Source organism: Cupriavidus basilensis, assembly GCF_008801925.2.
GTDB lineage: Bacteria > Pseudomonadota > Gammaproteobacteria > Burkholderiales > Burkholderiaceae > Cupriavidus > Cupriavidus basilensis.
The window spans coordinates 3568574-3583281 of record NZ_CP062803.1 but is presented as its reverse complement, the minus strand read 5'-3'; the positions used below and the strand labels follow the sequence as shown (position 1 = coordinate 3583281).

10 protein-coding genes are annotated in these 14708 nt (G+C 64.4%); 3 read left to right on the top strand and 7 right to left on the bottom strand.

Annotated elements, in window-relative coordinates; genetic code table 11:
* Nucleotides 1–60: 60 nt before the first annotated feature.
* The 6 genes from F7R26_RS16450 to F7R26_RS16425 form a co-directional block, all read right to left on the bottom strand.
* Nucleotides 61–1947 carry an acyl-CoA synthetase gene (locus F7R26_RS16450; RefSeq protein ID WP_150990902.1) on the bottom strand — a complete coding sequence of 629 codons (1887 nt, stop codon included), beginning with the start codon at nucleotides 1945–1947 and terminating at the stop codon, nucleotides 61–63.
* 15 nt (nucleotides 1948–1962) lie between these two features.
* Nucleotides 1963–3096 carry a DUF5938 domain-containing protein gene (locus tag F7R26_RS16445; protein ID WP_150990904.1) on the bottom strand — a complete coding sequence of 378 codons (1134 nt, stop codon included), beginning with the start codon at nucleotides 3094–3096 and terminating at the stop codon, nucleotides 1963–1965.
* A 33-nt stretch (nucleotides 3097–3129) separates the two neighbouring features.
* On the bottom strand, nucleotides 3130–3897 hold the full coding sequence (locus tag F7R26_RS16440; protein WP_150990906.1) for an SDR family NAD(P)-dependent oxidoreductase: 768 nt from the start codon (nucleotides 3895–3897) through the stop codon (nucleotides 3130–3132).
* A complete protein-coding gene (locus F7R26_RS16435; RefSeq protein ID WP_150990908.1) occupies nucleotides 3894–4655 on the bottom strand; it encodes an SDR family NAD(P)-dependent oxidoreductase in 762 nt (253 codons plus the stop codon). The genes F7R26_RS16440 and F7R26_RS16435 overlap by 4 nt, the downstream gene beginning before the upstream one ends.
* A 192-nt stretch (nucleotides 4656–4847) precedes the next feature.
* On the bottom strand, nucleotides 4848–5231 hold the full coding sequence (locus F7R26_RS16430; protein WP_150990910.1) for an META domain-containing protein: 384 nt from the start codon (nucleotides 5229–5231) through the stop codon (nucleotides 4848–4850).
* 197 nt (nucleotides 5232–5428) lie between these two features.
* Nucleotides 5429–6658 carry an MFS transporter gene (locus F7R26_RS16425; RefSeq protein ID WP_150990912.1) on the bottom strand — a complete coding sequence of 410 codons (1230 nt, stop codon included), beginning with the start codon at nucleotides 6656–6658 and terminating at the stop codon, nucleotides 5429–5431.
* Between the two features lie 121 nt (nucleotides 6659–6779).
* Between F7R26_RS16425 and F7R26_RS16420 the strand changes: the two genes are divergently transcribed.
* The 3 genes from F7R26_RS16420 to F7R26_RS16410 all read left to right on the top strand — a co-directional run bounded on the left by F7R26_RS16420 (nucleotide 6780) and on the right by F7R26_RS16410 (nucleotide 12345).
* Nucleotides 6780–7700 (top strand): LysR family transcriptional regulator, encoded by a 921-nt coding sequence (locus F7R26_RS16420; RefSeq protein WP_150990914.1) that lies wholly within the window; start codon nucleotides 6780–6782, stop codon nucleotides 7698–7700.
* A 515-nt stretch (nucleotides 7701–8215) separates the two neighbouring features.
* On the top strand, nucleotides 8216–9406 hold the full coding sequence (locus F7R26_RS16415) for an ABC transporter substrate-binding protein (RefSeq protein WP_150990916.1): 1191 nt from the start codon (nucleotides 8216–8218) through the stop codon (nucleotides 9404–9406).
* Nucleotides 9403–12345 carry a bifunctional diguanylate cyclase/phosphodiesterase gene (locus F7R26_RS16410; RefSeq protein WP_150990918.1) on the top strand — a complete coding sequence of 981 codons (2943 nt, stop codon included), beginning with the start codon at nucleotides 9403–9405 and terminating at the stop codon, nucleotides 12343–12345. The genes F7R26_RS16415 and F7R26_RS16410 overlap by 4 nt, the downstream gene beginning before the upstream one ends.
* A gap of 144 nt (nucleotides 12346–12489) precedes the next feature.
* On the opposite strand, the gene fusA is transcribed toward F7R26_RS16410, so the two are convergent.
* Nucleotides 12490–14538, bottom strand: a complete 2049-nt coding sequence (fusA, locus tag F7R26_RS16405; RefSeq protein WP_150990920.1) for an elongation factor G — start codon at nucleotides 14536–14538, stop codon at nucleotides 12490–12492.
* Nucleotides 14539–14708 lie beyond the last annotated feature (170 nt).

Here is a 14708-nt window from a genome sequence, read left to right as displayed (position 1 = left end):
TTTGCCATATCGGGCGTCAACCCGGGCGTATCGAACGTCAGCCCGGGCATCAACCCGCGCTCACGCCGGCACCTCCTGCCATTCGATGCGCCAGTGCAGTGGCAGGCGTCCAAGCTCGGCCTCGGCCCGCTGCATCAAGGCCATGCCATGCGCGCCCGCAGGGCGATGCGCGACCACATGCGATTCGATCCCGTGCTTTGCGTGCGGCTGCACATCCACTCGCACCTCGATGGCGCCGCAGACCTTTTGCAGCGTATCAGCCAGCGCCTTGGCGATCGCCAGTTCGCGCAGCTTCGGCTTGAAGATCTTGTTCACCGCCGTCAGCGGCATGGTCTCAAGGATCACCACGTCGACCGGCACCGCGGCGCGTTCGGCGATGGTGGCGCGGGCATGGGCCAGCAGTTCGGCGGCCTCGCAGGCCTGTCCCTTGCGCAACGTCACATAGGCCATCGGCAGCTCGCCCGCATAGCCGTCCGGCTTGCCGACCGCGGCGGCAAGCTCCACCGCCGGATGCCGCATCAGGCCTTCCTCGATCATGCCCGGGTCGATGTTGTGGCCGCCACGGATGATCAGGTCCTTGGCCCGGCCCGTGAGCCAGAAGTAGCCCTGTGCGTCCTGGCGCCCGAGGTCGCCGGTGTTGAGCCAGCCATCGGCCAGGCAGACGCCGTGGTTGTCGCTGTCCTTGACGTAGCCGGAGAACACATAAGGCCCGCGCAGCAGGATGGTCCCGATCTCGTCGACCGCGGCCTCGCGGCGCACCTCGCCATCGGCGCCCAGGTGCGCGACTTTCATCTGCTGGTAGGGCATGCGCAGTCCGATGGAGCCGACCGCGCGCTCGCCGTCGCGAGGGTTCAGCGAGCTGACGCAAGTGGCTTCCGTCATGCCGTAGCCTTCGAGCAGCTTGAGGCCGGTTGCGGTCTCGAAACGCTGGAACAGCTCGGGCGAGAGCGGCGCCGCGCCGCAGATGGCAAAGCGCAGCGAGCTCAGGTCGGCACCCTCGCGCGGCACATTGAGCAGCGCCGAGAGCACGGTCGGCACCGCGCTGAACAGCGTCGCGCGGTAGCGCTGCACCGAGCGCCAGAAGGCCGCGAAGGTGCGCGGGTCGCGGTAGCCCGCGCTCGACAGCAGCACCACATGGGCACCGACGCTGAACGGCGCCAGGCCCGTGACCATCATCGCGTTGGAGTGGAACAGTGGCAGGCCGCAGAGCAGGGTATCCGCCGGGCTCATCGCCACCGCGGTGGCCACGCCCCAGGCGTTGGCTGCCTCGTTGAAATGGGTGCGCCGCGCCAGCTTGGGCGTACCGGTGGTGCCGCCCGTGTGGAAATAGGAAGCAACGTGATCGCCCTGCGGCGGCGCGGCGCTCAGCGCATCGGCGGGTTGCGCGGCCAGCAGGGCATCGAAGTCCACCGCCCAGGGCGGGCAGGCGCCCAGTCCGCCCACGCGCACCACGGCGCGCAGGCTTGGCACCTGGCTGCGCAGCGCCTCCACCTTCTCCCAGATGCCGGCCTGGTCCTGGCGTCCCTGCGCCACCAGCACCACGGTGCCGGCCGCATTGAGGATGCCGGCCATGTGGTCGACTTCGAGAAACGGGTTGACGGGGTTGACGATGCCCACGGCCTCGGCGCCCCACAGCGTGAAGTGCGTCTCGGGCAGGTTGGGCAGCAGGTACGAGACCACGTCGCGCCGGCCCACGCCGAGGCTGGCGAAGGCATTGGCGGCCTGGGTGACGCGCGCGGCAAGCGCGGCGTAGTCGTAACGCACTTCGCCGTCGGCGGGGTCGCCCGAGGCCACGAAGGTGAGGGCGGGTGCGCGCGGCGTGGCGGCGGCCGCGCGGCGCAGCGCGGCATAGCTCGACACCGGCTGCGCCAGCCGGCGCTCGATCGGTAGCCGCTCCAGCGCCTCGATATCGGCCAGGTTCCGCAGAGGCAAGACAGCCTTGGTCATGGGTGCCGGCCCGCCTCAGTGGTGAACGATCAGTTCGGGCTTTGCCACCAGGCCAAAGCTGCGCAACTGGCCCAACAGCTCATGGTGGCCGAAGGCCTGGCAACCCGAGGCAAAGCCGACCCGCTTCGGCGCCTGCTGCAGCAGCGCGTGGGCGGCATAGGCTTGCAGCATGCCGGTCTGCTTGTAGTTGCAGTTGCCGAAGATCACGCAGTGCGCGCGCCCAAGCGGGCCCGAGGCATGCACGGAGTCGACCGACTTGTTCAGGCGCGGGTTTTCGCGCGGCGGCATGCTGTTCATCACGCCGGCCGCGGTCTGGGCCAGCGCGGCATAGCGCTCGTCCGGGTCCATGCCTTCGGTGGCCTTGAGGGCGGCCTCGACGATCTTCGGCACGCCCAGCATCAGCGGCTTGTTGAACACCCCGCCCAGCACCTTGACGTTGGCCACGCGCGGGTCCTTGCGGAACCACACCGGATGCGAGGTGCCGCCCCACGGCAGGGCTAGCGCCATCTCGTGCTGGCCCGGGATCGCGAGGTTGTAGAGGCCCGCGTCGGGCTGCCACTCGACCAGCCGGTTCTGCTGCAGGTGGAAAGCCTTGGACGTCGCCGCGTTGACCAGGATGGTCTGGGTCGAGGCGATGGTCGGGCTGCCGCCCCAGAACACGGCAATGTCCAGCGTGTCCAGGCCCGGCGTCTCCAGGCACAGCTGCGCGGCGATCTCGCCGGTGGTGTACATCTGCGCCAGGCCGGGCGACAGCAGCAGCCCGGCTTGCGCGAACTTCGCGCCGTACTGTTCGTCGAGCGTGATCAGCCAGTCCTGCTCGCCGGTGGTGTCGGTGTAGTGGCACCTGGCGGCCAGGCAGGCCTGGACCACTTCCGGCCCGAACTTCGCGAACGGGCCGACGGTGTTGAGCACCACGCTGGCGCCGCGGAACAACTCGGTCAGCGCCTCCGTGTTGTGCTGCACTTCGACGACTTCGTAGTCGGCGGTCTCGATGCCGGGCACATTGGATTGCATGGCAGCGTGGAGCTTTTGCGCGCTACGTCCGGCCGCAATGAAGGGGATGCCGTACTCGCGCAGGTACTCGCACACCAGGCGGCCGGTGTAGCCGCTGGCGCCATAGACGACGACGGGTTTCTTGTTGTTGCTCATGGCATGGCTCCTGAAGTCTTGAAGGGATGACGTTCAAAGCAGGGACGAGCTCACGCCGCCGTCCAGGACGAAGCCGCTGCCGTTGGAGAAGCTCGAGCGTTCCGAGGCCAGGAATACCGCGAGCTGGGCGACTTCCTCTGGCGTGCCGTAGCGGCCCTGGCGCTGCGCGATGACGGCGTTGAAGTCGGGGATGTTCAACTGCTGCTCGAACTCGAGCCGGTGCGAGCTGACCAGCTCCGTGTCGACAAAGCCCGGCAGGATGGCATTGACGCGGATATTCTGCGCGCGCAATTCGATCGCCGCCGTCTGCGTGAGCGACACCACGCCGGCCTTGGCCGCGGCATAGCTGCCGATCAGCGCGCAGGCCGCCTTCGCGGTGACCGACGCCATCGTGATGATGCTGCCGCCGCCGGCCGCGATCAGGGCGGGCGCCGCATAGCGGATGCAGAGGAAAACGCCGTCAAGGTTGGTCGAGGTGACCTCGCGCCACTGCGCGTAGCTTTGCGCCGCGAGCGGGGCGACCACGGCGATGCCGGCGTTGGGCACCATGATGTCGAGCCGGCCATGTTGGCGCACGCAGGCCGCGACCAGGGCCTCGACCTGCTCGGGCACGCGAACGTCGCAGGCCACGGCGCTGGCGCCCGGCAGCGTGGCCGCGACTCGCTGTGCCGCGGCCAGGTCGAGGTCCGACACGACGACCTTGGCGCCTTCGGCCGCATACGCGCGGGCAATGGCTGCGCCGAGCCCGCGGCCGGCGCCGGTGACGATCGCCACCTTGTCCTGGAGAAGAAGCTTGCTCATAGCAATCCGGCAGACAGCCCGCCGTCCATGATGTAGTGGGAGCCGGTGGTCCAGCTGGCGGCGTCGGAGGCCAGGAACGCGGTCATTTCGGCCACTTCCTGCGGCGTGCCGAGGCGCAATTGCTTGACCGCGACCAGCGCGCTGAACGGCACCCCGACGATGGCTTCCACGGTGGGGATCAGCCGGTCCACCATCGCGGTGCTGACAAAGCCGGGGCAGACCGCGTTGACACGGATGCCGGCGGGACGCAACTCGGCCGCGGCCGTGCGCGTGAGCTGGATCACGGCGGATTTCGAGGCCGCGTAGGAGCCGAACAGCGGCACGCCGTTGGTGCCGGCCAGCGACGAGATGTTGACCACCGCACCCTTGCCCGAGGCGGCGAGCGCGCCCAGCGTGTGCTTCATGCCGAGGAACACGCCCATCACGTTGATGCTCATGAGGCGGCTGACCTCTTCCTCGCTCTGCTCGAACAGCGGTTTGACGATCTCGATGCCGGCGTTGTTGACCAGCGTGTCGAGCCCGCCGAAGGCGGCCGTGGCCGCCTCCACCGCGCGGGCCCAGTCAGCGCTCCTGGTAACGTCGCAAGGCACGAAGCGCGCCTGCGGGCCTAGTTCGTCCGCGGCGCTGGCTGCCCCGGCCTCGTCGATGTCGGCCAGCATGACCCGTGCGCCGCGTTCGACGAACAGCCGGGCGATGGCAAGGCCGAGCCCCTGCGCCGCACCGGTGATGAGGGCGTTGCGGCCCTGTAGTTCGATCATGTCGTTGTCTCCTGTCCGCCTGTGATCGGCGGTGGAGACATTGCAACAGGCGCAGGCGGATGCGCAGCCCACCGAAAGGTTGGTTTTTCGTGTTGCGACGCAGCAGGGCCTGGCGCGCGCATTTGCGCTTGTGCCAGAGCCCGCAGGCTCCGGGGCGGCCTTGCTGCTACGTGACCGGGTAGTCGACGTGCTTCAAGGCAGCGCGCCGGGCGGCAATACGCTCAACCCTGAAGCACCACTCGACGTCGTCCTGCGCTGGCTCCTGAGGACCCCACCCTCGTCGAACTCGAAAAGGACCGTCGACGACCGGATCTCACCGCCTGAAAACAGCGGGCCAATGAACGGAATAAAGCTCTCGGGGTGAGGCTTTGAGGTCGCGAAGGCGTAAATCAATATCGTGGATCCGTCTCGCAGCGTCGTCGTGGAGGTGGGCGCCCCAAGCTGCGCGGTAACGTCGTCAAGGGTAGAGAAGTCGGGAATGAAGTTCGATAATTGCTCCGGCTTCACGTCGACGCCCGTTGATACACAGGCAGCCAACACGATGCAAGTCGCAATCAGTGCATACACACGCTTCATGCCGACACCGCCGTACTGTTGGGCCGTGACTGAGAACAGAACGTGCTGATGGCCAGGATGCCAGCCAGGCCGCGCGATGCGTCCGGCACGTCATTCTCAAAGGATAGAACGTTGCCGTGCGCTTCGCTGAAGCACGCGGCGGGCTTACCCGCCCACTACCGGTTTTGCGCAGCGACAACGCTGTTACCACGCATCGATCAAGCGGTCCGCGCCGCCTGCGCGCGTGATGTCAGAAAAGTCAGGAAGGCCGCGACCAGCAACAGGGCTGCGCTCGCTTCGAAGGTGCTTTGGTAGCCACTGCTGTCGAACAGCAAGCCCCCCACGGTAGAGCCTATGGCAATGGCCAGCTGGACAACGGCCACCATCAGCCCGCCGCCGGCCTCAGCGTTCTGCGGAAATGTCCTGGCCACCCAGCTCCACCATCCTACGGGCGCCGCGGTGGCAACCAGCCCCCAAAAACCCAGCAGGGCAACGACGGCAGTCGCCCAGCCTCCAAAAGCGACCAATGCCACGGCGATGGCGGCCATCAAGATCGGTATGGCAATCAGCGTCTGGTAGAAGCGCCGCTTGAGTACCGTGCCGATGAGCGTGGTACCGATGAAGCCTGCCACACCGATCAGCAGCAGAATGAGCGAGAGCGCGGATACGCCAACCTGCGTCACCGTTTCCAGGAACGGCCGCAGGTAGGTGAACAACGTGAACTGCCCCATGAAGAAGAGGCCAGCCCCGATCATCCCCAAGGTCACGACCGGATTCCGAAATAGTGCGAAGACATTGCCGGAGCTGGAGCCGGCGCTACGCGGCGCCACGCGCATGGAAGGCAGGCTGATCCATTGCCACGCCAGCGCGATCAATGCCACCGGCACCAGGCAAAAGAAGGCGCCACGCCATCCAATGACCGAACCCAGGTAGCTGCCTAGCGGCGCGGCCACCACCGTGGCCAGGGCGTTGCCGCCATTGAAGATGGCCAAGGCGCGCGGCACTTGGCTGGCCGGAACCAGCCGCATGGCTGTCGCCGCCGACATGGACCAGAATCCGCCCACGACCACGCCAATGAGCGCACGGCCGGCCATGTAGGTGACATAGTCCGAAGCCATCGCGACGATTGCGCCTGACAGCGCCATGACGCCCGTCAGCCCCAGCAGCAGTGTCTTGCGATTCATGCTGCCGGCAAGCGTGGAAATGAACAGGCTCGTCACCACAGCGCATGCGCCGGAGATCGCAATGCCTCGCCCCATCATCCCCTCGGTGACATGGAGATCCGCAGCCATGGGCGTCAGCAGGCTGACGGGCATGAATTCCGAGGCGATCAGCGCAAAGACGCAAAGCGTCATCGCAAAGACGCCGCTCCAGAACGCCGGCTGCTCCCCAGCCTCTCGCTGGGTGGCGGTTTCGCCCGCAGGGGCGGTACAAACGTTCGTTGTCATGGCATTGAAATTGACTTTCTCTTGCCCCGTATCTTCGCGAACGCAAGCCACCGCGACTAGCTAATGAATACTTAAATACGATATAAGCTAGGCTACTGAATATGCCTTGGGAGACTGCGCTGTGGCCAGACGCAACCTCAACGATCTCTTGGCCTTCGTCACCGTGGCGCGCGAAGGCAGCTTCACCCGTGCCGCTGCTGTGCTGGGTGTGACGCAATCGGCGCTGAGCCAGACCATTCGCGGATTGGAGGCGCGGTTGCAGATCCGGCTGCTCACGCGCACCACACGCAGCGTTTCACCAACCGCAGCGGGCGAACGGCTGATGCAGGCCATCGGCCATCGCTTCGACGAGATCGAGGCGGAGCTCGATGCCTTGACCGAATTGCGCGAGAAGCCCGCCGGCACCGTGCGCATCACCTGCGGTGACAACGTGCTGCACAGCATTTTGCTGCCCAAGCTCACGCCGCTGCTGCGCGCGTATCCGGACATCAAGCTGGAGTTCGACGTGAATTACGGCTTCCGTGACATCGTGGCTGACCGGTTCGATGCCGGCGTACGCCTGGGCAACACCATCGATAAAGACATGATTGCCGTGCCCATCGGGCCGCCGTTGCGTCTGGCGGTGGTGGCCTCGCCGGCATATTTTGCAGCCCACCCCATCCCCAGGACGCCAAATGACCTGACGGCGCACCGCTGCATCAATCAGCGCATGGCCACGTCAGGCGGGTTGTACGTTTGGGATTTCGAGCGCCGAGGCCGCCGGGTGAACGTGCGCGTCGATGGTCAGCTGATCTTCAACACCGCGCAGCCCCAGGTGGACGCGGCGCTGGCCGGGCTGGGCATCACCCTGCTGCCCGAAGATGAGCTGACGCAGCATATCGAAGCAGGCCGGCTAGTGCGCGTGCTGGAGGACTGGTGCCCGAAATTCGAGGGCTACCACCTGTACTACCCCAGCAGGCGCCAGCCCTCGCCGGCGTTTTCGCTGGTGGTGCAAACGCTGCGCATCGTTGGCCCCGGGGCGGCAAGTGTGGCAAGGCATTGAGCAATCAGCAATCCACCGGTTGAATCCCCAGTCAGGCGCACTCATTCGGCTATCATGCTGGCTCTGGTGATACCGGCAACTACGCGTCATGGCGGGGAAATTCGGGTTTGTCCCGGTACAGTATTCGCACTCGTTGTCGATATGCAGTGTAGGCACCGCCCCCCTCAATTCGCCCGATCTGCTGTCATGGCCAAACATACGCATCCCAGCCGTCGTAAGCGTTTCCCGATGCGGGTTGGCTGCGCATTCACGCTTGTCGATGCCGTTGCAAGCGATCGCAGTCCGGACGCCGCCATGCCTTGCCATCGGTTCTTTCGCGACGCAAGCGCCAACGGTTCGCTTCGCGGTACGTCAAAAGTGCCTGCTGAAGCACGGCTAATCCAATTCGAATCCGCAAAGTGAATCACCAGGCGCGACGCATTGGGTTTGCCTGCCTGCTAACGGGCATGGTCAGCCTTCTTTTATTGTTCTTGCCCGGTTGCCAACAGCAAGATCACGCCGCGCCAGGCGCAGCCGTGCCCGCCAGGACCGCCATTACCGCGTTGATATGGGCGCCAGACTGGCCGGAGGAGATGCTCCAGATTGCGGCGCAATTCAGCAAGCTCAATCCAGACGTCCGCGTGGATGTGCAGTTCATGATCGGCAATTCGGTCGAGGAGAACATCAAGCCCCGGATCGCCTCTGGCAACCTGCCGGATCTGGTGAGTGTCAACCCGAACGCCTATGCGGCAGAGTTGGCCGATCAAGGCATCCTGACAGACGTGAGTACCACATCGGCATGGAACAACATGCTCAGCCCGCTCAAGGGGGACTGGACCAGTCGCCAATCCAAGCGCTTTGGCATCTCCGGCGGCGTGGCGACAACGCTGATCTACTACAACAAGGCACTGTTCGCGCAGGCTGGGATCAAGGCGCTGCCTACCAATTTCCACGAGTTCCTGATGGTTTGCGAGCAACTCAAGCTTGCGGGCGTCACCCCCATCATGTGGAGCGGCGGCTTTCCGAACATGCTCGGCAACGGCCCCTTCAGCTTTGGCTTTGCCAACAACGTGGTGGCGCGTGAGCCAGCCTGGAAGCAGAAGATCGGCGATGGCACGCTGGACCTGAACACGCCTCAGGTCGCCGATATCTTTGCCAGTATTGCGCTGATGCCGCAACGCGGCTACGTGCAAGACGCCTTCATGGCGACGGATTACGACGAGGGCATACGGCTGTTCAAGGAGGGCAAGGTCGCCATGGCTTTTCACGGCAGTTGGGCGGCTGGCCATTTGCTGCACGGCAACCCTTTCGAGGTTGGCGTGTTCATCCCGCCCTGGAATGCGCCCGGCAAGCGCGTGGTACCCGTGATCGGCAGCGAAACCGGGTTTGCGGTGTGCGACACGCCCAACAAGGCCGCCGCCACGCGTTTTCTCGAATTCATTGCCGGGAAGGGGTTCGCCATTCTCCAAAGAAAACGCCAGAACATCCCCCCGTTCAAGCAAGGCGCGGGAACGCTCGCGAGCGATCAGAAGATGGTCGACTACACCAACATGGTCAGCCGCTATCCGGTCACCGCCAGCCCCTACTATTCGGTTCTACCCTCTAACTCGATCGAGGAGCTTCATCGATTGATGCAGGACGTGCTGACCGGGAAGATCACGCCCGCACAGGCAGCCAGACGCCTCGACGCGTCGGTCAAGAATGAAGCAAAGATGCACTACAAATGAGCTCAATCACAGGTTCGCTGCGAAGCGCCTTCGCCTATCTCTCGCTGGACCTGCTGCGCCGTGTCGAAATCCGCTACCGGCTGATGACCGCGTTCAGCCTGCTGTCGCTGATACCGATACTGATTTCGGGCTACATCTCGTACGTGGAGTCCACCGCCGCGATCAAGGAGAAGGCGGAGATCTTCTCCAAAGAGATGGTCAAGCAAGTATCCAAGAACATCTCGCTGCGCATGGAGCAGGTCGAGACGGAAAGCAGCCTTCTTGTCCTGTCGGATCGCGTTCAAAATGCGCTGACCAACGTGGTCAATGGCAGCGCAAAGGAGCAGAACGAGGCGCGCCAGGATATGACCCGGCTGCTGCTGCAGCACTACGGATCGGCTGACTTCATCAACCAGAAGTATCTGCTCGACAAGAACAACCGGATCATGGATACCCAGGCGTTCGCGCAACTGACACGGGGTGTCATGCACCTGGTCAAGCAGGCGCCCGAGCGCAATGGCCGGGCTTACTGGGGCAGCTACGACAACGGCGCCGGACAACAAAACCTCGGGATGGTGCGTGCCATCATCGGCAAGAGCAACAACCAGCGCATCGGCAACCTGGTCCTGGTCATTCGCCCCGGCTATTTCTCGACCATGTTCAATGACGTCGCCTTGGGAAGCGGAACGGAGATCTACGTGCTCGATGCCAGCAGCCACAAGCTGGTTGTCCGCACCGACGGCATCTCCACCAACACCGATGGGACAGCCGAGCCTGACCTGATCAAGAGAATCGCGAACAACACGCTAAACGGGGAGCCGAGCGGGTTCGTCGACTTCGAGGGCAAGCGCGAGGGGCGCTACCTGGCCGCGTACACGGGCATTCCCGGCACGACATGGATCGTGGTCAGCACAATCCCTGAGAAGAAGCTGATGGCGGAGGCACAGTCCGTGCGCAATCAGATCGTACTGGTTGGCATCTTGGGTTTCCTGCTCTCGATCTTCCTGGCCTACTTTATTTCCCACAGCATTTCGGCACCACTCAAAGAGCTGGTGCGAAAGATGCACGACACCGGCAACGACGCGGGCGCCGAGGCGCAGGCGCTGGCGCGCACGGATGCCGGCGGCAAGGACGAACTAGACTGGCTCGCGCAGTGTTTTGAAAGAATGAGCGGGGCTATCAAGCAAAAAATCCAGAAGATCAACGAGATCAACGCCTCCCTGGAGCATACCGTCGACGAGCGAACCGCGGAACTCGTCACCCGGGAGCAGGAGTCGCGCACGTTGATCGAGAACTCGCCGGACACCATTACCCGCTACGACCGCGACCTGCGCCGCACTTACGCTAATCCCGCCTTCTGCAACTCGGCAGGGTGCAGCCTGGCCGAATCGCTCGGCAAACGGCCCTCGGAAGTCCCCGGTGGCGCCAATGCGCTGCTCTACGAGGAAAAGATCGCCGAAACCATTGCAAGCGGAAAAAGTGGGCAAATGGAGCTGCGATGGCTCAGCAGGGATGGGCAGGAACATTGCACCCATATCCGCCTGACGCCGGAGATCGACCGCTCGGGCAAGGTGAACTCGGTGCTGGCCGTGGGCCGTGATCTATCGGACCGGATGGCGTTCGAGGCCACCATCTGGAAACAGGCCAATTTCGATGCGCTGACCCATCTGCCGAATCGCCAGATGTTTCACAGCCGTCTCGAGCACGAAGCCAGCATCGCGGATCGCTCCCGGCAGCATATGGCCTTGATGCTGATCGACCTGGATCGCTTCAAGGAGGTCAATGACTCCCTGGGACACGACACAGGCGACATCCTGCTGATCGAGGCAGCCAGGCGCATCATTTCGTGCGTGCGCGAAACGGACATCGTCGCTCGCCTTGGCGGTGACGAGTTCACCGTCATTTTGCCCAACACGGGCGATACCAAAAGCATTGAGCGCATCGCAAAGGCCATCATCCACAAGCTGGCCGAGCCCTTCGCGCTTGGCGCGGATGAGGCTTTCATTTCCGCCAGCGTCGGCGTCACGCTTTACCCCGACGACACCAGCGAACTGGACGTCCTTTTCAAGAATGCCGACCAGGCCATGTACGCGGCCAAGAACGCCGGGCGCAACCGCTTCAGCTACTTCACGCCCGACCTGCGCGTAGCGGCAGAAAAGCGCCTGCGTCTCACCAGCGATCTGCGTGCCGCCCTGCCTGGCGGACAGTTCAAGGTCTACTACCAACCCATCGTCGACCTGGCCACCGGGGAAATCCGCAAGGCCGAGGCACTGATCCGCTGGCTGCACCCCGAGCGCGGCACCATCAGTCCGCTGGACTTCATTCCCCTGGCCGAAGACACGGGGCTCATCGTGCCAATCGGGGATTGGGTGTTCAAGCAAGCCGTGCATCAGGCCCGTCAATGGCGCGGCCGCTTCCACCCGTTTTTCCAGATCAGCGTCAACATGTCACCCATGCAGATCCGGCAAGACGGCCAGGTCTGTACGCAATGGTCCGACTATCTCATGCGGGAAGGGATGCCCGGGCAGAGCGTTGTGGTGGAAATCACCGAGGGCCTGCTACTGGACGCCGAATTGAACGAGAAGCTGCTGACCTTCCGTGACGCCGGCATCGGCATCTCGATCGACGACTTCGGCACCGGTTACTCGTCCCTGGCCTATCTCAAGCGCTTTGACATCGATTACCTCAAGATCGACCGCTCATTCGTGCAGAACCTGGGCTCCGACGGCGACAATCAGGCGCTTTGCGAAGCCATGGTCATGCTGGCGCACAAGCTGGGATTGAAGGTAATTGCCGAGGGGGTGGAGACAACCGAGCAGCGCGATTTCCTCATCGCCGTGGGTTGTGATTTCGCCCAGGGCTTTTTGTACTCCCAGCCGGTTCCGCCGGAGCAGTTCGAGGGCCTGGTCTGGCCGGATCTCGAGAAACGGCAGGGCAGCCAGGCTTGCGTCACGATCTAGTGGCTGAAGGAGGCGGCCCGCCCGGACATGCAACGCCGCAAGGGCAGGGCACGGCAGAAGACAGCCGAGCCATCGCGCAAGCCCGGCAGTCTTCACCGCCATGCTCATTCCCGTATCGCGGCATCGCGGCATCCCGGCAACCCATCAATCCACGCCGTTGCCATGCGCCTTATGCTGCGACGCCATCACCTGCTGCTGGGCGGGCGGCACGGCTTCGTAGTGACTGAGTTGGATCGTGTAGTTGCCGTGGCCGCCTGTGATGCTGTTCAGGCGCGACTGGTAGTCGTTCAACTCGGACAAAGGAACCTGTCCCGCCACCAGCACGCTATTGCCCGCCGCGGTGCGCGTGCCACGCACCTGGCCGCGCTTGGCGGAAAGGTCGCTGATGATGTCGCCCATTGCCGCTTCGGGCATCGTCACCTCGATATCCACGATCGGCTCCAGCACGCTCGGCCGCGCCTTGAGCACGGCCTCGATAAAGGCCTTGCGCCCCGCCGCCGCGAACGCCACCTCCTTTGAATCCACCGAATGGCTCTTGCCATCGAACACGGTCACGCGCACGTCCTGCATCGGAAAGCCCGCCAGCGGCCCGCACTCAAGCACTTGGCGGATGCCCTTTTCCACGGCGGGAATGAACTGGCCCGGAATCGCGCCACCCTTGACCGCATCCACAAACTCGAAGCCCGCGCCGCGTGGCAGCGGCTCCACGCGCAGCTGCACCTCGCCGAACTGGCCGGCACCGCCCGTCTGCTTCTTGTGGCGATGATGCCCCTCCGCCTTGCCGCCGATGGTTTCGCGATAAGCGATCTTCGGCGGCCGCGTCACCACCTCCAGCTTGTACTGGCCGGTCAGCCGCTCCAGCGCGCAGCGCAGTTGCAGCTCGCCCAGACCAAGCATCACCGTCTCATTGGTGCCCGCCGGGTGCTCGATGCGCAGGCAAGGGTCTTCCGCGCCAAGCTTCTGCAGGACCTCCGACAAGCGCTGCTCGTTGCCGCGGCGCGCCGGCTCGATCGCCAGGCCGTAGATCGGGGTGGGGAAGTCAAGCGGGGTCAGGTGGATGTTGCCATCCTCGCTGGCATCATGCAGCACGGCATCAAAGGCGATCTCGTCGATCTTGGCCACGGCGCAGATATCGCCCGGCCCGGCCTGCGGCACCTCAACCCGCTCCTTGCCCTGCAGCATCAACAGATGCGCCACCTTGAACGGCTGGCGCGCATCGCCGATAAACAGCAGGCTGTCACGCGTGACCGTGCCCTGGTGGATGCGGAACACAGCCATCTTGCCCAGATACGGATCCATCGTGATCTTGAAGACATGCGCCAGCACATGCTTGTCCGGCACCGGCTCCGCGCGAATCGCCACCTGGCGCTCGCCCGCATCACGGTAAAACAACGGCGGATTGCCCTCGGCCGGGTTCGGCAGCAAGCGCACAAACACATCAAGCAGCTCCGTGACACCAGCCCCGCTGGCCGCCGAGGTAAAGCAGATCGGCACCAGGTGGCCCTCGCGCAGCGCCCGCTCGAACGGCGCATGCAACTGCTCCGGCGCAATCTGCTCGCCCTGCTCCAGATACAACTCCATCAGCTTCGGATCGATCTCCACCACCTGATCCACCAGCGCCTCGTGCGCCGACGCCACCGACAGGAAATCCGCCTCGCCCGCCGGGTTAAAGAAGCAATCCACCACCTCACCGCCGCGCCCCGCCGGCAGGTTGATCGGCAAGCACTCCTTGCCAAACGCCTCCTGGATATCCGCCAGCAGCTTGGGCAGATCCACCTTCTCCTTGTCGATGCCGTTGACCACGATCATCCGGCACAACTTGCGCGCCTGCGCCCAGCCCATCATGCGCCGGGTCGTCATCTCGATGCCCGTCTGCGCATTGATGACGATGGCCGCCGTCTCCACCGCCGCCAGGGCGCTCATCGACAGCCCAGAGAAATCGGGGTAGCCGGGCGTGTCCAGCAGGTAGATGCGGGTATCGCGATAGTGGAGGTGGGCCACCGCGGTGGTGAGCGAGTGGTGGTACTTGCGCTCCAGCGGATCAAAATCGCAGACCGTGGTGCCGCGCTCCACGCTGCCGGGCATGTGCAGCGCACCTCCCTTGTGCAGCAGCGCCTCCACCAGGGAGGTCTTGCCGCACCCCGCGTGCCCCAGCAGGGCGACGGTACGAATTGCATCGGGACTATAAAGCATGGTCGCCCTCGTCCGGCAATGGCAGTGAGATCATTATTGGCGATATGGGGTGGGAACGCCATGTGGGGTGAATCCGGATCTGGGGCGGGGTGGGGATGGTGTGCGTGGTGGGGGTGTGGGGAAGGGGGGGCGTGTGCAGGTGCTTCTTTTTATGGTGCGCTGCGCAATGG